14 protein-coding genes are annotated in these 20,637 nt (G+C 72.8%); 10 read left to right on the top strand and 4 right to left on the bottom strand.

Going from position 1 to position 20,637, the window contains the following annotated elements:
* The first annotated feature begins 15 nt into the window (after nt 1–15).
* From AC0QU1_RS15200 to AC0QU1_RS15185, 4 genes are all read left to right on the top strand, one after another.
* Nucleotides 16–630 (top strand): signal peptidase II, encoded by a 615-nt coding sequence (locus AC0QU1_RS15200; RefSeq protein ID WP_483570427.1) that lies wholly within the window; start codon nt 16–18, stop codon nt 628–630.
* On the top strand, nt 630–1,559 hold the full coding sequence (locus AC0QU1_RS15195; RefSeq protein WP_483570425.1) for an RluA family pseudouridine synthase: 930 nt from the start codon (nt 630–632) through the stop codon (nt 1,557–1,559). Before AC0QU1_RS15200 ends, AC0QU1_RS15195 begins: the two co-directional genes overlap by 1 nt.
* Before the next feature lie 95 nt (nt 1,560–1,654).
* Nucleotides 1,655–5,206, top strand: coding sequence for a DNA polymerase III subunit alpha (gene dnaE / locus AC0QU1_RS15190; protein ID WP_483570424.1), 3,552 nt, complete (start codon nt 1,655–1,657; stop codon nt 5,204–5,206).
* Nucleotides 5,203–5,736: an NUDIX hydrolase gene (locus AC0QU1_RS15185; RefSeq protein WP_483570423.1), complete on the top strand. Its 534-nt coding sequence runs from the start codon at nt 5,203–5,205 to the stop codon at nt 5,734–5,736. Before dnaE ends, AC0QU1_RS15185 begins: the two co-directional genes overlap by 4 nt.
* A 104-nt stretch (nt 5,737–5,840) precedes the next feature.
* Here AC0QU1_RS15185 and AC0QU1_RS15180 read toward each other — a convergent pair whose 3' ends face one another.
* The gene (locus tag AC0QU1_RS15180) at nt 5,841–10,370 is read right to left on the bottom strand and encodes a S8 family serine peptidase (protein WP_483570422.1); all 4,530 of its coding nucleotides are present in this window, start codon (nt 10,368–10,370) and stop codon (nt 5,841–5,843) included.
* A 237-nt stretch (nt 10,371–10,607) separates the two neighbouring features.
* The gene (gene hisD, locus AC0QU1_RS15175) at nt 10,608–11,933 is read right to left on the bottom strand and encodes a histidinol dehydrogenase (protein ID WP_483570421.1); all 1,326 of its coding nucleotides are present in this window, start codon (nt 11,931–11,933) and stop codon (nt 10,608–10,610) included.
* 39 nt (nt 11,934–11,972) lie between these two features.
* On the opposite strand from hisD, the gene AC0QU1_RS15170 reads away from it, so the two are divergent.
* Complete coding sequence (locus tag AC0QU1_RS15170) at nt 11,973–12,224, top strand: RNA-binding S4 domain-containing protein (RefSeq protein WP_483570419.1); 252 nt, start codon at nt 11,973–11,975, stop codon at nt 12,222–12,224.
* A gap of 52 nt (nt 12,225–12,276) precedes the next feature.
* On the opposite strand, the gene AC0QU1_RS15165 is transcribed toward AC0QU1_RS15170, so the two are convergent.
* Complete coding sequence (locus AC0QU1_RS15165) at nt 12,277–12,681, bottom strand: pyridoxamine 5'-phosphate oxidase family protein (RefSeq protein ID WP_483570417.1); 405 nt, start codon at nt 12,679–12,681, stop codon at nt 12,277–12,279.
* A gap of 131 nt (nt 12,682–12,812) precedes the next feature.
* Between AC0QU1_RS15165 and AC0QU1_RS15160 the strand changes: the two genes are divergently transcribed.
* Complete coding sequence (locus tag AC0QU1_RS15160) at nt 12,813–14,126, top strand: carbohydrate-binding protein (protein WP_483570416.1); 1,314 nt, start codon at nt 12,813–12,815, stop codon at nt 14,124–14,126.
* 58 nt (nt 14,127–14,184) lie between these two features.
* On the opposite strand, the gene AC0QU1_RS15155 is transcribed toward AC0QU1_RS15160, so the two are convergent.
* Nucleotides 14,185–15,054 carry an oxidoreductase gene (locus AC0QU1_RS15155; RefSeq protein WP_483570414.1) on the bottom strand — a complete coding sequence of 290 codons (870 nt, stop codon included), beginning with the start codon at nt 15,052–15,054 and terminating at the stop codon, nt 14,185–14,187.
* 103 nt (nt 15,055–15,157) lie between these two features.
* On the opposite strand from AC0QU1_RS15155, the gene AC0QU1_RS15150 reads away from it, so the two are divergent.
* From AC0QU1_RS15150 to hisB, 4 genes are all read left to right on the top strand, one after another.
* Nucleotides 15,158–16,054, top strand: coding sequence for a helix-turn-helix transcriptional regulator (locus AC0QU1_RS15150; RefSeq protein ID WP_483570413.1), 897 nt, complete (start codon nt 15,158–15,160; stop codon nt 16,052–16,054).
* A gap of 68 nt (nt 16,055–16,122) precedes the next feature.
* Nucleotides 16,123–18,648, top strand: coding sequence for a RecQ family ATP-dependent DNA helicase (locus AC0QU1_RS15145; protein WP_483570411.1), 2,526 nt, complete (start codon nt 16,123–16,125; stop codon nt 18,646–18,648).
* Between the two features lie 112 nt (nt 18,649–18,760).
* Nucleotides 18,761–20,038: a histidinol-phosphate transaminase gene (locus AC0QU1_RS15140; RefSeq protein WP_483576703.1), complete on the top strand. Its 1,278-nt coding sequence runs from the start codon at nt 18,761–18,763 to the stop codon at nt 20,036–20,038.
* On the top strand, nt 20,035–20,634 hold the full coding sequence (gene hisB / locus AC0QU1_RS15135; RefSeq protein WP_483570409.1) for an imidazoleglycerol-phosphate dehydratase HisB: 600 nt from the start codon (nt 20,035–20,037) through the stop codon (nt 20,632–20,634). The genes AC0QU1_RS15140 and hisB overlap by 4 nt, the downstream gene beginning before the upstream one ends.
* Nucleotides 20,635–20,637 lie beyond the last annotated feature (3 nt).

The following is a 20,637-nucleotide window of genomic DNA, read 5'->3' as shown; positions in this document are numbered from 1 at the left end:
GGGAGACTTTGCCTGATGTCTACTCCTGCCGAACCCTCCGCCGTGGCCGACGACGAGACGAGTCCCGCGGCCGAGCCCCGCCCGGGCAGCCGCGTGCTCGTGGTCTGGACCGGCGTGCTCGCTGCCCTCGTCCTGGCCGCCGACCAGCTCACCAAGTGGTGGGCCGAGTCCGCCCTGACGGTGGGCGGTGAGCCGATTCCGCTCGTGGGCGAACTGCTGCAGCTTCGCCTCATCTACAACCCTGGCGCCGCGCTGTCCATCGCGTCCGGCATGACCTGGCTCCTGACCATCGTCGTCACGGTGGTCGTCGTGTTCATCATCCGGGCGATCGGGCGGCTCGGGTCGCGCGGCTGGGCCGTCGCGCTCGGCCTGCTGCTCGGCGGCGCCGTCGGGAACCTCGTGGACCGCCTGCTGCGGGAGCCCGGGTTCGCGCGCGGGCATGTCGTGGACTTCATCGACTATGCGGGCTTCTTCGTCGGCAACGTGGCGGACATCGCCGTCGTCGGGGCCGCTGTGCTGATCGGGCTGCTGTCCCTGCGGGGGATCGGCCTGGACGGCAGGCGTCACGCCGACCAGGAGCGTCCGGCGGACGGCGCGGCGCCGGACGGCGACAAGGGCGACTCCGCCTGATGGCGCTGCGGACGCTGCCCGTCCCGGACGGGCTCGCGGGCGACCGCGTCGACGCGGCGCTGGCACGCATGCTCGGCCTGTCGCGCACGCGCGCGGCCGAGCTGGCCGAGGCGGGCGCGGTGCGCCTCGACGGGCGCGAGGTGGGCAAGTCGGACCGGGTGGTACCCGGCGGCTGGCTCGAGGTGGACCTGCCGGAGGAACGGCCCGCCGTCGAGGTGGTGGCGGAGCCGGTGCCCGGCATGGGCATCGTGTACGACGACGACGACCTGGTCGTGATCGACAAGCCGGTCGGCGTGGCGGCGCACCCGTCGCCGGGCTGGACCGGGCCGACCGTGGTGGGAGCGCTGATCGCGGCGGGCTACCGCGTGTCGACGTCGGGGGCGGCGGAGCGGCAGGGAATCGTGCACCGGCTCGACGTCGGCACGTCCGGCCTGATGGTCGTGGCGAAGTCGGAGCGTGCCTACACGGGCCTCAAGCGGGCCTTCAAGGAGCGCACCGTCGACAAGGTCTACCACGCGCTCGCCCAGGGCCACCCGGACCCGACCACGGGCACCATCGACGCGCCGATCGGCCGGCACCCCAGCTCGGACTGGAAGTTCGCGGTGACGGCGGACGGCAAGCCGTCGGTGACGCACTACGAGACGCTCGAGATGCTGCCTGCCGCGTCGCTGCTCCAGGTGCACCTGGAGACCGGGCGCACCCACCAGATCCGGGTGCACTTCGCGGCGCTGCGCCATCCGCTCGTGGGGGACCTCACGTACGGCGCGGACCCCGTGCTGGCCTCGAAGGTGGGGCTGACGCGGCAGTGGCTGCACGCGCGCCGGCTGGGTTTCGAGCACCCGGTCACGGGCCGCTGGGTCGAGGTGGAGTCGGAGTACCCGGCCGATCTGGCGGGTGCGCTGGACGTGGTGCGGGGCGCGTACACGTAGGGGTCTTCCGTGCCTCGGGCCGCCTCTGTGCGGCGGTACGCGGAACGCCGTCGGATCTGCCGGGCAGTGTCAGTGGTGCGGCATAGGATCACGCCATGCCCACCGCCACCGCTCCGAAGAGCGACGACTTCGTCCACCTCCACGTCCACACCGAGTTCTCGATGCTGGACGGCGCGGCCAGGATCGGCGACCTCATGGAGGAGGTCAGCAGGCAGGGGCAGCACGCCATCGCCACGACCGACCACGGGTACCTGTTCGGCGCGCACGAGTTCTGGGCGCAGGCGCAGAAGGCGGGGATCAAGCCGATCATCGGCGTCGAGGCTTACATCACACCGGGTACCAGCCGGTTCGACCAGACGCGCGTGCGCTACGGCGAGGCGGGCCAGGAGGCCGACGACGTCTCGGCGCGCGGTGCGTACACGCACATGACGCTGCTGAGCAAGAACAACACCGGCATGCACAACCTGTTCCGGGCCTCGTCCCTGGCCTCCCTGGAGGGGCAGATGGGCAAGTGGCCCCGCATGGACCGGGAGCTGCTGGAGCGGTACTCCGACGGCCTCATCGCGACGACCGGCTGCCCGTCGGGCGAGATCCAGACGCGGCTGCGGCTGGGCCAGTGGGACGAGGCGGTCCGGCAGGCGGGCGAGCTGCAGGAGATCTTCGGCAAGGAGAACTACTACGTCGAGCTCATGGACCACGGGCTCGACATCGAGACCCGGGTGACCAAGGAGCTCCTGGAGCTGGCCAAGGTGATCGGCGCGAAGCTGGTGGCCACCAACGACCTGCACTACGTGCGCGAGGAGGACGCGACCAGCCAGGAGGCGCTGCTCGCCATCAACTCGGGCTCAACGCTGGACGACCCGAACCGGTTCAAGTTCGACGGCACCGGCTACTACGTGAAGTCCGCCGCCGAGATGCGCAAGGTCTTCAAGGAGCTGCCGGAGGCCTGCGACAACACCCTGCTCATCGCCGAGCAGTGCGAGGTCTCGTTCGACACCTCGGCCAACTACATGCCGCGCTTCCCCGTCCCGGAGGGGGAGGACGAGATCTCGTGGTTCGTCAAGGAGGTCGAGGCCGGCCTGCTGCGGCGGTACCCGAACGGGTACTCGGACGCGGTGCGCGAGCGGGCCGACAAGGAAGTCGAGATCATCATCCAGATGGGCTTCCCGGGGTACTTCCTCGTGGTCGCGGACTTCATCAACTGGTCGAAGGACCAGGGCATCCGCGTGGGGCCGGGTCGCGGTTCGGCCGCCGGGTCGATGGTGGCCTACCTGATGGGCATCACCGAGCTCGACCCGCTGGAGCACGGCCTCATCTTCGAGCGCTTCCTCAACCCGGAGCGCGTCTCCATGCCCGACGTCGACGTGGACTTCGACGAGCGCCGGCGCGGTGAGGCCATCAGGTACGTCACGGAGAAGTACGGCGACGACCGCGTGGCCCAGATCGTCACCTACGGCACCATCAAGGCCAAGCAGGCCCTGAAGGACTCCGCGCGGCTGCTCGGCATGCCGTACGCGATGGGGGAGAAGCTCACCAAGGCGATGCCGCCCGCCGTCATGGGCAAGGACATCTCCCTCGGCGGCATCTTCGACCCGAAGGACAAGCGGTACTCGGAGGCGGCGGAGTTCCGCCAGGTGCACGAGGCCGACCCCGAGGCGCAGCGCGTCGTCGAGCTGGCGCGCGGTATCGAGGGCCTGAAGCGGCAGTGGGGTGTGCACGCGGCCGGCGTCATCATGTCGAGCGACCCGCTGATCGACATCATCCCGATCATGAAGCGCCCGCAGGACGGCGCGATCATCACGCAGTTCGACTACCCGACGTCCGAGGGCCTCGGCCTGATCAAGATGGACTTCCTGGGCCTGCGCAACCTCACGATCCTCGACGACGCGCTCGAGAACATCGAGATGAACGGCAAGGACGCGGTCGACATCGAGAAGGTCGCGCTCGACGACAAGGCCACCTACGACCTGCTCGCCAGCGGCAACACGCTCGGCGTGTTCCAGCTCGACGGCGGGGCCATGCGTGCGCTGCTGAGGCAGATGCGGCCCGACAACTTCGAGGACGTCTCCGCCGTCATCGCCCTGTACCGGCCGGGGCCGATGGGCATGAACTCGCACACGAACTACGCGCTGCGCAAGAACGGTCAGCAGCAGATCGACGCGATCCACCCGGAGGTCGTCAAGGACTTCGCGGAGATCCTGGACGAGACCTACGGCCTGATCGTCTACCAGGAGCAGGTGCAGCGCGCCGCCCAGATCATGGCCGGCTACTCGCTCGGCCAGGCCGACCTGCTGCGCCGCGCCATGGGCAAGAAGAAGCCGGAGGTGCTGGCCAAGGAGTACGTCAACTTCGAGAAGGGCGCCAAGGAGAAGGGGTACAGCGCCGCCGCGATCAAGGCGGTCTGGGACACCCTGGTCCCGTTCGCCGGGTACGCCTTCAACAAGGCGCACTCGGCCGGCTACGGCCTCGTCGCGTACTGGACCGCGTACCTCAAGGCCAACTACCCGGCCGAGTACATGGCCGCGCTGCTCCAGTCGGTCGGTGACAACAAGGACAAGATGGCGCTCTACCTCAACGAGTGCCGCCGCATGGGCATCACGGTGCTCCCGCCGGACGTCAACGACTCCGCCGTCAAGTTCACGGCCGTCAAGGGCGACATCCGCTTCGGGCTGACCGGCGTGCGGAACGTCGGCCGCAACGTCGTGGACGCGATCGTCGAGGCCCGCGAGACCAAGGGTGCCTTCACGTCGTTCCAGGACTTCCTCGACAAGGTTCCCGCGCCGGTCTGCAACAAGCGCACCATCGAGTCGCTCATCAAGTCCGGCGCCTTCGACTCGCTCGGCCACACGAGGCGGTCGCTGCTCGTGGTCCACGAGCAGGCCGTCGACTCCGTGATCAGCGTGAAGCGCAAGGAGGCCGAGGGCCAGTTCGACCTGTTCGCCGACTTCGGCGGCGCGGCCGACGACGGCGTGGGCATGGGCTTCTCCGTGGAGGTACCGGACCTGCCGGACTGGGAGAAGAAGCAGAAGCTGCAGTTCGAGCGCGAGATGCTCGGCCTGTACGTGAGCGACCACCCGCTGTCCGGGCTGGAGCACGTGCTGCAGCGGGCGGCGGACACCTCGATCGCCTCGCTGCTCGCCGACGAGCACCGGCCGGAGAACTCGGTGGTGACCGTGGCCGGCCTCCTCACCTCGGTGCAGCGCAAGATGAGCAAGAACGGCAACCCCTGGGCCGCCGTGACCGTCGAGGACCTGGAGGGTGCCGTCGAGGTCATGTTCTTCGGCGAGACCTACCTCGCGTACTCGACGATGCTCGCCGAGGACCAGGTTGTGGTGCTGCGTGGCAAGGTACGCCGACGGGACGAGTCGATGTCGCTGCAGGCCATGGAGGTGGCCCTGCCGGACATCACGGTCGGGTCCGACTCGCCGCTGGCCGTGACCGTGCCCCACAGCCGGGCCGTCGAGCCGGTCATGATCCGGCTGCGCGAGGTGCTGGCGACGCACCCCGGATCGGCCGAGGTGCACATCGCCGTGGCCGAGCCGGGCAAGAAGACCATCGTGCGGGCTGCTGACACGCTACGAGTCGAGAAGTCACCCGCTCTGTTCGGGGACCTCAAGGCGCTGCTCGGGCAGGGCTGCCTGTCGTGACCGACGCCGCACCGGCGGGAGAGGCCGCAGCAGCCGGAACCGACCGGTACCGGGAGGGCGACCACGAACGGTTCTCGCTCGTGCCCGCCGCGTACCTGTTCCTCCGGCGGGAGGGCCAGGTCCTGCTCCAGCTCCGCCAGGGGACCGGCTATCGCGACGGGTTCTGGGCGTGTGCGGCGGCCGGGCACGTCGAGGAGGGCGAGTCGGTGGTCGACGCGGCGGTCCGCGAGGCTCGCGAGGAGCTGGGCGTCACGGTGGCGTCCGCCGACGTCCGGCCGTTGACCGTCCTGCACCGCGGTGAGCCGGGCGGGCCTGCGATCGAGCAGCGCGTCGACTTCATGTTCGAGGCGACCCGCTGGACGGGCACCCCGTCGATCCAGGAGCCCGAGAAGGCCGCCGACCTGGCCTGGTTCCCGTTCGTCGCGCTGCCTGAGCCCGTGGTGCCGCACGAGCTCGCGGTGCTGCGCGCTGTGCACGACGCGGGGCGGCACGGCACGGAGATGCCGCGCGTCTTGACGTTCGGGTTCTGAACCGTCCGCGAACCGTTCCCGGCCCAGCAGGGGTCCTCTACGTGTCAGGCCCTCATGTCACCCGAGTGACCTGAGGGCCTGACACGTGCGGGGAGGTCAGTGCATCACAGGTCCCTGCACTGGCCGAGCTGCGCCCCCCGGACCGTGTTGGGCGAGCCGTTGTTCACCGGCGGCGGGTCGTTGCGGAGGCACGTGAGCGCCCCGGTGATCCGGTTCCCGCCGATCACCGGGCCCTCCGACCCGGTCACGGTGACCGGGCCGGTCACGCGGTTGCCCGCGCAGTCCGCGGCCGGGTCGCCGATCGTGACCCCCGAGCTCCGGGCCACGGTCAGCGTGCCCGTGATGCTCGTGCCGCAGATGCGCACCTCGGACGCCCCCGTGGCCCGCACCAGCGCGAGGATCCGCGAGTCGGTCACGCGCAGCCCCGCGTCGTCGGACACGGTGACCTGGCCCACCACGGTGGCGCCGTCCAGGCAGGTCGTGCCGTCCGTGACCGAGATGCGGCCGTTCTGCCGGCCCGTGAGCACCTCGTCGCACGGCGCCAGGCCCGTCACCGCCACGTCGTCCGACGCCACGGCCGGCTCGTCGAACTCGTTCGACGTGATGTGCTCCGCGGAGTTGGTGTACGTGCCGGTGATCGCGTCGGGATCGACCGTGACCTCGTACGACAGGGTGACCGGGTCGACGTCCGGCGCCACGTAGTCGAGGCAGATGCTGCCGCCCTCGGTCAGCGCAGTGGCCGGGTCGCCCGCATTCACCACGGTGGTGCCGACGGCGCCCGCCAGGTTCTCGATCCCGATCGTGGCGACCTCCGGCAGCGCCCCCAGGTCGCCGTACTCGAACGTGATCTCCGGCCGGTCGTCCGCCACCGTGTTGTAGATCCAGGCCTGGAACGTGCCCACGGAGTTGGACAGGTCGGCCGGGTCACCGCCGAAGGGGAACGGGTCGTCCCACTGGACCACGGCGACCTGGCCGCCGGAGGTGGCCAGCCGCACGCCGCGGTCGTTCGCGAGCGAGAGCTGCAGGTCGGACCAGAGCGGCGCGATCACGCCGTTCGGCGCGGCGGCGTCGGGCAGCGTCTGCGGGGTCCACGGCTCGCCGTCGTACCCGCCCGCGATGGTGATCAGGCCGTCGTCGGACACGGTGAGGTTCGGCGACTGGTCCGCGTAGTGCGGGAACGGCCCGATGTTCGCGAACGCGTTGACGGCCGCGCTGTCGCCGTCGAGCGGGCTGAACCCGATGCCGACCGAGCCCAGGTCGAGGAACCCGGCCCACGCAGCGCACTGCGGGTCATCAGCGGGCGTCGAGGCCTCGTAGGAGCCCACGGCACCCACCTGCGTGGGCAGGTCGACCTCCCACGTGATGGTCTGCCCGTCGACCACACCGCCGCCGGTCACCGACTCGGGGTCGACGGTGAGCCCGTCGGGCACCGTGTCGGTGACGGTGTAGGTGAGGTCCTCCGGCGTCACGTTGGGCTGGACGGTGAGGTCGTACCCGATGGTGTCGCCGATGGCGGCCGTATCCACCGACGCCGTCTTGGTCACGTCGTCGGCCACGCGGGACAGGCGGACCGGGATCTCGCCGATGTCGCGGGGGTTATCCGGCGAGGTGCCGAGCACCGCGGTGCCGAAGAAGAGGTCGCCCTCGGCGGCGTCGGGCAGGTTCCAGTGCACGCGCACGTCGTACGGCTCGCCCACGGGCACGGCGCCGTCCGGCCCGGCGACGCCCGCGTTGCCGAGGTCCTCGGACGGGACGACGGCGGTCGCCAGCGTGTGCGCGTCCGGCTGGTCGGCGGTCCCGCCCCAGTTCTGGATCAGCACCCACCAGGTGCCGGCCTCGGGGTCGGGGATGTCGCAGGACTCGGCAGCGGATCCCGTCGCCGACGCGCACACCTCGGTGGCCGCGCTCGGCGTGTCGCCGGTGCCCACGTACAGGTCGAGGTCCGACGCCTCGGCCTGCGTGATCTCGGCGACGAGCCGCGTCGCGCCGTCGGCCACCTCGATGGTGGTGACCTCGACCTGGCTCAGGTCGTCGTACGGCGCGGTGTTGGTCGGGTCCTGGTTGAGGGAGCCCTCGTGGAGGTCCGCCTCGACCAGGCCGCGCACCGAGCCGGTGAAGTCGGCCACGGCGATCGACCTGATGTCGGTCACGGCCTGCGAGCCGGTGTTCCGGCGGGTCGTGATGTCGACCTCGGCGGGCAGTTCCGCCACGGCCGGGACGACGGCGACCGGCAGCGTCACCGCTGGCACGTCGGGGTTGCTCGGGGTGAGCGTGATGCGCCCGAACAGCGTCTCGCCCTCGGGCGCGCCCGCCACGTCGGCGGTCACCGAGATGCCGAGCGAGTCGCCCGGGGACACGGTGTCGGCCGACAGCGCCACGTCCAGCGCGAGCCCGTCGTCCGCGACCGCGGACGCCGTCCACGTCACCTCGGCAGGGGCCGACGCCGGGGCGACCGCCGTGCGCTCCCACGAGCACGTGGCGAGGCACTGGCCGTCGGCGAAGGACGGCAGGTTGAGGGTGGTCGGGTCGCCGCCCGCCTCCGGGTCGGCGGCCAGGTAGTTCGCGGCGGACTCGTCGAACAGCAGGCCCGCCTGCGCCGCGGCGCCGACGTCGATGTGCCCGCTGCCCTGCTCGTACGGGGTGGCGGGCGTGCCGTCGTGGTCGAGCACGGTGGTGCGCGCGGTGGTCATGAGCGCCGACTGCTGCTGGGCCGGGGTCCAGCTCGGCCGGGCCTGCGTGAGCAGGGCGCCGGCGCCGGCCACGTGTGGGCTGGCCATCGAGGTGCCCGAGATGATGCCGTACTGGACGAGGTCGTACGCGCCGTCGGCCACGCCGTTCGCGGCGAGGATGTCGACGCCCGGCGCGGTCAGGGACGGCACGATCGTGTCGACCGCCCGGTTCGGGCCGCGCGAGGAGAAGCTGGCCAGCGTGTCGCCGAGCGCGTCGTCCACGGTGAACGTGGTGCCCGTGACGGCAGCGGTGTGGCCGGTGCCCTCCGCGAGCCAGTTCTTCAGGGTCGTCGCGTCGTCGTACCCGAGGAACACGCCGGGGACGGCGAACGCGTCGCCGAGCACGGAGTTGCCGTTGACCTCGTCGTTCGCGAGCACGTAGCCGACGGCGCCCTGCGCCGCGACGTTATCCGACTTCTCGACGCGGCCGTTGACCCCGCGGTCGCAGACCACGATCTTGCCGCCGAAGTCGGCCTCGTGGCCCGTCGTCGTGGTGCACATGGGGTCGCCGAACGCGCCCGCGTAGACGATCTCGGTGGCGGGCAGCGGTCCGGTCAGGGCCTTGCCCGTCAGGTCGGGCAGCTCGCCCGCGCTGCTGCTCAGGCCCGTGAGAGTGTTGAAAGCGTGCCGGTTGTGCGTCGAGGCGCCCACCGACGTCAGCCACGGGGCGTCGGCCGGGGAACCGGTGGTGGCGAACCCGGGACCCTCGTTGCCGTTCGACGTCGCCACGAAGATGCCCGCGGCGCGCGCGTTGAGGAACCCGATCGAGTCGAAGTCGTTCCACAGGTCCGACGGCGACGGCGAGCCGATCGAGTAGTTGATGACGTCGACGCCGTCGGCGATGGCCTGGTCGATCGAGGCGGTCAGGCCGGCGGTGGTGCAGCAGCCCCGGTAGCTGATGACGTTCGCGTGCGGGGCGACGCCCGAGATGTCGAACGTCGGCGGGTTGGTGCCCTCTGGGGCGGCGGGCGTCACGTCGTCGACCACGTTGCCGCCCGACGTCGAGGCCGTGTGCGAGCCGTGCCCGTCCTCGTCCAGGGCGCTCCGGTCGGTCGCGCTCAGGAACCCGTACGCGCCGATGAGCTTGCCGTTGCACGGGAAGTCCGGGTCGTACTGGTCGGTGTTCGCGGGGTCGCAGGCGCCCAGGTAGTTGCCGGCGCCGAGCGGGTTGGTGTGCGTGTAGCCGTCGTCGCCCGTCTCGGCGAACGACGGGCTGGACGGGTGGATGCCGGTGTCGATGGTGCCGATGACCACGCCCTCACCCTGGTAGTCCTCAGGCAGGCCGAGGTCCTCGACGGCGTTCCACAGAGCGTCCGCGTTGGACCAGACCGGACCCGCGTCGGTGTGCAGTTCGTGCTCCTTGTCGAGCGCGATGTGCGCGACGGCGGGGTCCCGCGCGATCTGGACGGCCTCCTCGGGCGTCAGGACGGCGGTGACGCCGTTGACGGCGAACTGGTACGTGAACGGCACCTCGACGTCGTGCCCGACCGTGCGCTCCATGCGGGCGACGAAGTCGTCCTGCTCTTCTTCCAGGAACTCGGTGTACTCGCGCACCCGGGGAGCTGACGGGTCGAGCGTCCGGCCGGCCCGCGGCGTCGTGGCGTCCAGTCCGGCGACGCCGCCGTCGTAGGTGGGTACGGCGGCGTCGGTCAGCCGGATCAGATAGGTGCGCTCCGCCGTGCCGCGGCCGAGGGCGAGCTTCTCCATGGCCGGCGTGCGGTCGACGCCGGGCTGCGGGGTGGTCTCGGCCGGCACGAGGTCCTCGGCGATGAGGTCTCGGGGGTCGGCCTTGTCCGCGGCGGCCGGGGCCAGGGGGGTCACCGCGACGGCGGCCGGCGCGAACGCCGCTGCTAGTGCCGTGACGGCCGCCGTGACGAGCAGGGGCGTTCTGGACCGGTGTGACATCTACGGCTCCCTCGGTGCGACGAGCAATGGGACGAGCGCGTGCGTGTCCGTCATTCCTCGCGTACGGCGCGAGCGGTGTCAATGGTTCGGCGAGCGATTCACCCGGGGCAGTGGGCCGTGACCGGCGATGCGGCTCCCGTCGGAGACCGGGCCCGCAGATCCTCTTCGGGACCGAGGTTTCTTCGCTGTGAACGACCTCAAAGCGAAGAAACCTCGGTCTCGAAGGGGGTGTGGGGCTCAATGGAAGCGGCCCCGGACCGCCTCGCCGTGGGCCGGGAGGTCCTCGTCGTTCGCTACCGCGACGATGCGGTCGGCAAGCTCGCCCAGGGCGTCGCGCGTGTACTCGACCTGCTGCACCGACTTGAGAAAGCTGTGCACGCCCAGGCCGCTCGCGAAGTGCGCGGTCCCGCCCGTGGGCAGCACGTGGTTGGAGCCGGCCATGTAGTCGCCCAGCGACACCGGCGACCACGGCCCCACGAAGATCGCACCCGCGCTGTGCACGCGCGCGGCCACCGCCTCGGCGTCGGCCGTCTGGATCTCCAGGTGCTCCGCGCCGTAGGCGTTGACCACGGCGAGCCCGGCGTCGACGTCGTCCACCAGGACGACCGCGGACTGCGGGCCGTCCAGAGCGCGCGCCACGCGGACCGCGTGCTTGGTGGCGGAGGCGAGGTCCTGGACCCGGGCCTCGACGGCCGCCGCCAGCTCCACCGAGTCGGTGACCAGCACGGACGCCGCCATCGGGTCGTGCTCGGCCTGGCTGATGAGGTCGAGGGCCACGTGGCCCGGGTCGGCGGTGCCGTCGGCCAGGACGGCGATCTCGGTGGGCCCAGCCTCCGCATCGATCCCGACGACGCCCCGGACCAGCCGCTTGGCGGCGGCGACGTACACGTTGCCAGGACCCGTGATGACGTCGACGGGCTCGCACAGCGTCTCGCCGTCCTGGGGCTCGCTGCCCGCGGCGCCGTACGCGAACATCGCGACGGCCTGCGCGCCGCCCACCGCGTACACCTCGTCCACCCCGAGCAGGGCGCACGCCGCCAGGATGGTCGGGTGCGGCAGGCCGCCGTTGTCCTTCTGCGGCGGGGAGGCCACCGCGAGGCCGGGCACGCCCGCCTCCTGCGCCGCGACCACGTTCATCACCACCGACGACGGGTACACCGCCAGCCCGCCCGGCGCGTACAGGCCGACCCGCTGCACGGGGATCCACCGCTGGCGGACGACGGCGCCCGGCGCGAGCTCGGTCACGTGGCCGGTGGGGACCTGGTCGGCGTGCACCCGGCGGACCCGGCGGATCGCCTCCTCCAGCCCCTCACGCACCAGCGGCGTCAGGCTGTCGAGGGCGGTGGTCAGGGCCTCGGCGGGCACGCGCAGATGCTCGGGGGACACGCCGTCGAACCGCAGCGCGATCTCGCGCAGCGCGGCCGCGCCGCCCTCCCGGACCTGGCGCAGCAGCGGCTCGACCGCATGCAGCGCCTCGTCCACTCCGACCTCGGCACGGGGCAGGACGTCGAGGAGTGCCCGGCGGCCGAGGGACCGGCCGCGCAGGTCGATGCGCTGGATCACGCGGCCAGTCTATGGCGGCGGCCGGGGGACAATGCTGTCGTGTCCAACTCCGCATCCGATTCCGGGCCCGCCGTGCCCGAGGTCCCGATCCGCGACGACGTCATCCGGCTGGGCCAGTTCCTCAAGCTCGCCGACCTCGCCGAGGACGGCGCGCAGGCCCGCGACCTCATCGCCGACGGCGAGGTGCGGGTCAACGGCGAGGTCGAGACCCGTCGCGGCCGGCAGCTCGTGCGCGGCGACGTGGTGAGCGTGTCCGTGCCGACGGGTGAGGAGTCGGCCAAGGTCGGCTGACCGGATCGGGTGGTGGGCGCGTCGTCGCGAGGCCGCGCCCGAGCAGGCCGGCTCAGGACGCCATATAGGTCGAGGCCATGACCCGGTCGACGGTCACCCGCAGCACGACGCGCGCCGGGTTGGGCTCCAGCGGGCGGTAGCGGCGCGCGTACCGCTCGACGGCGTCCGCGATCTCGGCGTCGTCCTCGCTGACGGCGATGGTGCCCTCCAGCGTGATCCACCGCCCGCCCGCGACCTGGCAGAGGGCCGCGCGCGGGGCGGCGCCGTCGGGGGCGGGGGCGGCGTGGCGGGCCTTGTACGACGCACGGTTGGTGGTGATCCGCGCGACCCCGGCGTCGGCGTCCCAGGTGAAGGCCACCGGGACCACGTGCGGCGTGCCGTCCGGGCGCAGGGTGGTGAGGGTCGCGAGGTGGCGCTCGGTGACGAAGACGAGCTGCTCGGGGTTGAGTCGGATCACCCGGCGAGTCTAGGTCGGGGCCGGGCCAGCGCCCGGCAGCGTTCCGCCGCCGGGTTGTGGGTTCCCCGTATTCCCTGCGACGGCGCATTTGGCTAGCGTTCCTGACAAATGCCAAGGCCCTAAGGAGTGCCATGAGACGGCGTACCTCGTTCCTGGCGGCCGGTGTCGCCGCCCTGCTTGTCACCGGACTGGCGGTACCGGTCGTCGCCGCGCAGACCGGGCTGGCGGCGCAGGCCGCTGCCGCCGACTGCACGGCTTCCGCGTGGGCCGAGGGCCGCACGTACGCAGCGGGCGACCACGTGACGCACGCCGGCCGCGGGTACACCGCCCTCGTGGGGCACACCGCGCACGTCGGCGCGGGCTGGACGCCCGACACGACCCCGAGCCTCTGGTCCGACGACGGCGCGTGCGCCACCGACCCGGACCCGGACCCCACCGACCCGACGCCCGACCCGACGGACCCGACCCCCGACCCTGAGCCGACGCCGCCCGACTGCGGCCAGCGGCCGCGCCCGTCGGGCAAGGTGCTGCAGGGCTACTGGGAGAACTGGGACGGCGCGAGCAACGGCGTGCACCCCGGGATGGGCTGGATCCCGATCACGGACTCGCGCATCACCCAGCACGGGTACAACGTGGCGACGCTCGCGTTCCCGGTGATCCGGTCGGACGGCACGGTGCTCTGGGAGGACGGCATGGACTCCGGCGTCCGGGTGCCGACGCCGGAGGAGATGTGCGCCGCCAAGGAGGCCGGCCTGACGATCCTGATGTCGATCGGCGGCGCCACCGCGGGGATCGACCTGTCCTCGCAGGCCGTCGCGGACCGGTTCGTCGCGACGATCGTGCCGATCCTGCGGGAGTACAACTTCGACGGGATCGACATCGACATCGAGACCGGCCTGACGGGCAGCGGCTCGATCACGCAGCTCTCGACGTCGCAGGCCAACCTGATCCGGATCATCGACGGGGTGCTCGCCGGGATGCCGGCCGGGTTCGGCTTGACGATGGCGCCCGAGACCGCCTACGTGACCGGCGGCAGCGTCACCTACGGCTCGATCTGGGGCTCCTACCTGCCGATCATCAAGAAGTACGCCGACAACGGGCGCTTGTGGTGGCTGAACATGCAGTACTACAACGGGTCGATGTACGACTGCTCGGGCAACTCGTACGCGGCCGGGACCGTGGCCGGCTTCCAGGCGCAGACGGACTGCCTCGACGACGGGCTCGTCATCCAGGGCACCACCATCCGGGTGCCCTACGAGAAGCAGGTGCCCGGCCTGCCCGCCCAGCAGGGTGCCGGCGGCGGCTACATGGCGCCGTCGCTGGTGAGCCAGGCGTACGGCTCGTACAACGGGGCACTCAAGGGGCTCATGACCTGGTCGATCAACTGGGACGGGTCGCGCGGCTGGACCTTCGGCGACAACGTGAAGGCGCTGCAGGGCCGGTAGCCGCGCCGGTGGTCACCCCTCGGGCTGGGGCCTGCGGGGTGACCACCGGTCAGGGCCGTCAGGCGCCGATCGCGTCGAGCACGGCGACCTCGTCGTCGGGCAGCCGGAGGGCGGCGGCCGCCACGTTCTCGCGCAGGTGCGCCACCGACGACGTGCCGGGGATCAGCAGGATGTTCGGCGAGCGCTGCAGCAGCCAGGCCTGGGCCACGGCCGCCGGGGTGGTCCCCAGTCGGTCTGCCACCGCGGTCAGCTCGGCGGACTGCAGCGGCGAGAAGCCGCCGAGCGGGAAGTAGGGCACGTAGGCGATGCCCTGCTCGGCGAGCGAGGCGACCAGCGCGTCGTCCTGCCGGTGCGCGATGTTGTAGAAGTTCTGCACGCACACGACCGGCGCTATGGACTGCGCCTCCGCCACCTGCTCGGCCGTGACGGTGCTGACGCCGAGGTGCCGGATCAGGCCCTCGGCCTGCAGCTCGGCGAGGGCGGTGAAGGGCCGCGCGAGCGAGCCAGGCACGGGGGAGTCGTACCCGCCCACGCGCAGGTTCACCACGTCGAGCCGGTCGAGGCTGAGGCGTTCGAGGTTCTGCTCGACCTGCCGGCGGAGCTGGTCGGGCTCGCGTGCGGTCGGCCAGCCGCCGTCGGCGTCGCGCACGGCGCCCACCTTGGTGGCGATGTGCAGGCCGGCCGGGTACGGGTGCAGGGCCTCGCGGATGATCTCGTTGGTGACGTGGGGTCCGTAGGTGTCGGCGGTGTCGATGTGCGTGACGCCGAGCGCGACGGCCTCGCGCAGGACGGCGACGGCCGCCTCGCGGTCGGCGGGCGGGCCGAAGACGTGGGGGCCGGCGAGCTGCATGGCGCCGTAGCCGACCCGGGTGACGGTGAGGTCGCCGGCGAGTGAGTAGGTCCCGCCGGGCAGTGTCTGTGTGGTCATGGCTCCGAGCCTGCGCCGGGCGGCCGGAGCCTGGGAGTACCCCGCGCTCCCTGGGACTGACAGGGCCAGGCACCGCCGCACGCGGCGGCCTACGGTGGTGGTTGTGAGCCGGGAGACCCTGCTGGGCGACTACCTCCGCGCGCGCCGCGAGCTCGTGCGGCCCGCGGACGTCGGCCTGCCCGAGGGCGGCGTGCGCCGGGTGGCCGGCCTGCGCCGCGAGGAGGTCGCGCTGCTCGCCGGCATCAGCGCCGACTACTACCTGCGGCTCGAGCAGGGCCGCGACCACAACCCGTCGACGCAGGTCCTGGAGTCGCTCGCCCGCGTGCTGCTCCTGGACGACGAGGCGACGCGCTACCTGCTCGGCCTCGCCGGTCCCACGCCGCGCCGCCGTCGGCGCCCGCGGCGCGAGACGGTGCCCGCCGGGACGCTGCGGCTGCTGGAGCGGGTGGGCACCCCGGCGTTCGTCGAGGGGCGCTACTTCGACATCCTCGCGGCGAACGACCTGGCCAGGGCCGTCTCGCCGAACCTGCAGGCGGGCCACAACCGGCTGCGCGACGTGTTCACCGACCCGGCGGAGCGGGCGCTGCACCCCGACTGGACGAGCGCGACGGCGACGTTCGTGGCCCGGTTCCGCGAGGCCGTCGGCACCCAGGCCGACGACGAGCGCGTGCAGCAGCTCGTCGGCGAGCTGTCGCTCTCCTCCGAGCGGTTCCGCACGCTGTGGGCGCGGCACGACGTGCGGGCGGGGGCACCGCACGTCTCCCGGTGGCTGCACCCACAGGTCGGTGAGCTGGTGCTCGACATGGAGAAGCTCGTCATCTCGGGGACCGACCGGCAGACGCTCGTGCTGCTGCACGCCGACCCCGCGTCGCCCAGCGGGGAGCGGCTCGGGCTCCTCGCGTCGCTGGCGGCGTCGCCGGCCGTCCTTCCGGGCACGGGGGCCGACGACGGCGGCGTCGCGGCGGAGCGTGCCGAGGCGACACAGCCGGAGGCGACATAGGGCGGTGCGCGGCGCGAGCCTGTGGATAACCGCTCGCGGTGTCGGTGGGTGCTCCTAGGATCGATGGCGTGACCAAGGACCCCTTCGCAGACCTTCCCTTCGCCATGGAGGAGCCGCCCGATGACGCAGCGTTCCTGACCGAGGTCGGTGAGCCGGCGCTGCCGCCGTCGGCGCGGAACACGCCCGAGGCGCAGGCGGCGAAGCTGCGGATGCTGCGCGGCCTGCTGGACGAGGGGGCCACGGCGGTGGCGGCGCCTCCGGCCGGGCAGGACGAAGGGGCGGGGGGCACGGCCGGCGAGGCGGCCGCGGTGCCCGAGCGGGCGGCCAGACCGGTCCCCGCCGCCTCGCCCGGCGCCTCCCTGCGCGCGGAGGCCGAGACCGCGCTGCGCGAGCTGGTGGGTCGCGACGACGCGGCGCTGCGCGACGACCAGTGGACCGCCATCGAGGCGCTCGCGGCCTTCCACCGCCGGGCGCTCGTGGTGCAGCGCACCGGCTGGGGCAAGTCGGCCGTGTACTTCGTGGCGACGAAGCTGCTGCGGGCCAGGGGCGCCGGCCCGACCGTGATCGTGTCGCCGCTGCTGGCGCTCATGCGCGACCAGATAGCGGCCGCGGCCCGCGCGGGCATCCGGGCGGTGACCATCAACTCGGCCAACATGACCGAGTGGGACGAGGTGCACGCAGCGATCGCACGAGGCGAGGTGGACGTGCTGCTGTGCTCGCCCGAACGCCTGAACAACCCGGGCTTCCGGGACGAGGTGCTGCCGCGGCTGGCGGCCGACGCCGGCCTGGTGGTCATCGACGAGGCGCACTGCATCTCCGACTGGGGCCACGACTTCCGCCCCGACTACCGGCGCATCCGCACCCTCCTGGCCGATCTGCCCGCCGGCATCCCCGTGCTCGCCACGACGGCGACGGCGAACGAGCGCGTCACGCAGGACGTGGCCGAGCAGCTCGCCGTGCACGGCCACGGCGCGGGCGGCGAGGACGTGCTCGTGCTGCGCGGCGGGCTCGACCGCGAGTCGCTGCACCTGGCGGTGCTGGAGCTCGGCGACCAGCCCACCCGGGTCGCCTGGCTGGCCGAGGCGCTGCAGGACATCGAGGGCTCCGGCATCGTCTACTGCCTCACCGTGTCGGCGGCCGAGCAGGTCGCCGAGCAGCTTCGCGGCTACGGCCTCGCGGTCGCCGCCTACACCGGCCGGACCGAGCCGGCGCAGCGCGAGCAGCTCGAGGCCGACCTCAAGAACAACGACGTCAAGGCGCTGGTCGCGACCTCGGCGCTGGGGATGGGCTTCGACAAGCCCGACCTCGCGTTCGTGGTGCACCTCGGGGCGCCGTCCTCGCCCATCGCGTACTACCAGCAGGTCGGTCGCGCGGGTCGCGGCGTCGACCAGGCGCTCGTGGTGCTGCTGCCCGGCGTGGAGGACAAGGCGATCTGGGACTGGTTCGGCGAGCAGGCGTTCCCCGCCGAGGGGCAGGTGCGGGTCACGCTCGACGCGCTGTCCGGCGGCGGCACCATGTCGACCGCCGCCCTGGAGACGCAGGTGGACCTGCGCCGGTCGCGGCTGGAGACCATGCTCAAGGTGCTCGACGTGGACGGCGCCGTCCGGCGGGTGCGCGGCGGCTGGGAGGCCACGGGGCAGCCGTGGACCTACGACGCCGAGCGGTACGCGCGGGTCGCCGCGACGCGGGCCGCCGAGCAGCAGGCGATGGTCGACTACGTGGGCACCCAGGGCTGCCGCATGGCGTACCTGCGGGCGCAGCTCGACGACCCGGACCTGACGCCGGGCTGGGCGTGCGGGCGCTGCGACCGGTGCGGCGCCATGGACCTGCCGGAGCCGCCCGACGCCGAGGCGGTGGCCGCAGCGCGGGCCGAGATGGACCGCCCGGGCGTCGAGGTGGAGGCCCGCAAGATGTGGCCGACGGGGCTCGCCGCCATCGGCCTGGACCTCAAGGGCAAGATCCCGGCGGACGAGTTGGCCGAGCCGGGGCGCGCCGTCGCACGCCTCGACGGGCTCGGCTGGTCGGGTCCGCTGCGCGACCTGCTGGCGCCCGGCGCGCCCGACGGCGAGCTGCCGGTGCCGCTGCGCCGGGCCGCCGCGCGGGTGCTGGACGAGTGGGGCGCACTGCGCCCGCCGGTGGCGGCCGGCGCCTCCGGCGAGGGCGCGGCCGGCGAAGGCATGGCCGGTGACGTCGAGGGCTTCGAGGGCGCCGGGGACGCCCACACCGCCGAGCCCGGCCCGCTCGTGGTCGAGGCCGTCGTGGCGGTCCGGTCGGTCACCCGGCCCAAGCTGTCGTTCCACCTGGCGACCGGGCTGGCGAAGTATCTTGGCGTACCGATGATCGGCGCCGTCGGCCCGGCCGCGGGGCAGGAGCAGCCCGGCAGGCACGACCTGAACTCGGCGATGCGGCTCGCGGGCGTGGCCAGGCGCCTGCAGCTCCAGCTCGGGGACGGCGCGCTGCGCGGGCTGCCCGGCCGGGCGGTCCTGCTGGTGGACGACTACACCGACTCCGGCTGGACCCTCACGGTCGCGGCCCGGCTGCTGCGCCAGGCCGGTGCGGCGGCGGTCTACCCGTTCGTGCTGGGCGTACGGTGACCGGGCCCACCCGCTCGGTGGCCAAGCCCACCCGCTGGGTGACCAGGCCCACCCGCCCGGTGGGCGGACTCGCGCGTGGCCGGCGCCGCGCGGTTCGTAGACTGGTCCGGTGATGACCCACGCCGTCGACGAGCACAGCACGCAGCACAGGTCGCCGGGCAGCGCCCCGGCGCACGCGGTGTGCCTGCCGCTGCGCCCCGAGCTGGCGGACGAGGAGCCCTACGGTGCGCCGCAGCTCGACGTCCCGGTGCTGCTGAACGTCAACGAGAACCCGTACCCGCCCGGCGAGGACGTGGTCGCGACGATCGCCCAGGAGGTGGCGCGGGCCGCCCGTGGGATGAACCGCTACCCGGACCGCGACGCCACCGTGCTGCGCCAGGATCTGGCCGACTACCTCCAGCTCGAGACCGGCGTCCGCCTCGACCACCTCGACGTCTGGGCGGCGAACGGGTCCAACGAGGTCATGCTGCACGTGCTGCAGGCGTTCGGCGGCCCCGGCCGCAGGGCCCTGTCGTTCGCGCCCACCTACTCGATGTACCCGGAGTACGCGCGGGACACGCACACGGGCTGGGTGGTCGGCCGCCGGGAGGACGACTTCACGCTCGACCCGGCCCACGCCGCCGGGCTGATCCGCGAGGTGCGCCCCTCGGTGATCTTGCTGGCCAGCCCCAACAACCCGACCGGCACGGCGCTGCCGACGGCCACCATCGAGGCGGTCTGCGAGACCGCGCTGACCGTCGACATCGACGGCGCGCGGCCGGTCGTCGTGGTCGACGAGGCGTACGCGGAGTTCCGGCGCCCCGGCACGCCGTCGGCGGTGGCGCTGCTGGAGCGGTACCCGAACCTGGCCGTCACGCGCACCATGTCCAAGGCGTTCGCGGCGGCCGGCGCGCGGCTCGGCTACCTGGTCGCGTCGACCGCCTTCGTGGACGCGCTGCGGATCGTGCGCCTGCCGTACCACCTGAGCGCCATCACGCAGGCCGCCGCCGGCGCCGCGCTGCGGCACCGCGAGTCGCTGATGGCGCAGGTCGCCACGCTGCGCGCCGAGCGGGACGCGACGGTCGCGTGGCTGCGCGAGCAGCGGCTCCCGGACGGCCTCCCGTTCGACGTCGCGGACACCGACGCCAACTTCGTGCTGTTCGGCACGTTCGGCGACCGGCACGCCGTCTGGCAGGGGCTGCTCGACCGCGGGGTCCTGATCCGCGAGACCGGGCCCGACGGCTGGCTGCGGGTGTCGATCGGCACGTCCGCCGAGATGGCCGCGTTCCGCGCGGCGCTCACCGAGGTGCTGCAGGAGCGGGGAACCGGCGTCGCACAGGAGCCGGGAACCGAGGCCGCGCGGGAGCCGGGAACCGCGGCCGCGCGGGAGCCGGGAGAGGAACGAGCATGAGCAGGACAGCACGCGTGGAGCGCGCCACCTCCGAGTCGAAGGTGCTGGTCGAGCTCGACCTCGACGGCACCGGGCGCACCGAGATCAGCACGAGCGTGCCGTTCTACGACCACATGCTCACCGCGCTCGGCAAGCACTCGCTGATCGACCTCACGGTGCAGGCCACCGGCGACACGCACATCGACGTCCACCACACGGTGGAGGACGTGGCCATCAGCCTCGGCGAGGCGCTGCGGCAGGCGCTCGGCGACAAGGCGGGCATCTCCCGGTTCGGCGACGCGCTCGTACCGCTCGACGAGGCGCTCGCCCAGGCGGTCGTCGACGTGTCGGGTCGGCCCTACCTGGTCCACGAGGGCGAGCCGGCGGGCCAGGAGTACCACCTCATCGGCGGCCACTTCACGGGGTCGCTGACCCGGCACGTGCTGGAGTCGGTCGCCCACCACGCGGGCATCTGCCTGCACGTGCGCGTGCTCGCCGGGCGCGACCCGCACCACATCGTCGAAGCTCAGTTCAAGGCGCTGGCGCGTGCGCTGCGCGCCGCCGTCGCCCTCGACCCGCGCGTCGAGGGCATCCCGTCCACGAAGGGTGCGCTCTAGCAG

Source organism: Promicromonospora noduliphila (assembly GCF_056951025.1).
Note: the sequence above shows the minus strand (reverse complement) of the source record. Positions and strands in the feature narration are given on the sequence as shown.

What these genes read in the sequence shown, in the direction of transcription:
- AC0QU1_RS15200 (WP_483570427.1), top strand. Translation starts at nt 16, where the DNA reads ATGTCTACTCCTGCCGAACCCTCCGCCGTGGCCGACGACGAGACGAGT.
- AC0QU1_RS15195 (WP_483570425.1), top strand. Translation starts at nt 630, where the DNA reads ATGGCGCTGCGGACGCTGCCCGTCCCGGACGGGCTCGCGGGCGACCGC.
- dnaE (WP_483570424.1), top strand. Translation starts at nt 1,655, where the DNA reads ATGCCCACCGCCACCGCTCCGAAGAGCGACGACTTCGTCCACCTCCAC.
- AC0QU1_RS15180 (WP_483570422.1), bottom strand. Translation starts at nt 10,370, where the DNA reads ATGTCACACCGGTCCAGAACGCCCCTGCTCGTCACGGCGGCCGTCACG.
- AC0QU1_RS15160 (WP_483570416.1), top strand. Translation starts at nt 12,813, where the DNA reads ATGAGACGGCGTACCTCGTTCCTGGCGGCCGGTGTCGCCGCCCTGCTT.
- AC0QU1_RS15155 (WP_483570414.1), bottom strand. Translation starts at nt 15,054, where the DNA reads ATGACCACACAGACACTGCCCGGCGGGACCTACTCACTCGCCGGCGAC.
- AC0QU1_RS15140 (WP_483576703.1), top strand. Translation starts at nt 18,761, where the DNA reads ATGACCCACGCCGTCGACGAGCACAGCACGCAGCACAGGTCGCCGGGC.
- hisB (WP_483570409.1), top strand. Translation starts at nt 20,035, where the DNA reads ATGAGCAGGACAGCACGCGTGGAGCGCGCCACCTCCGAGTCGAAGGTG.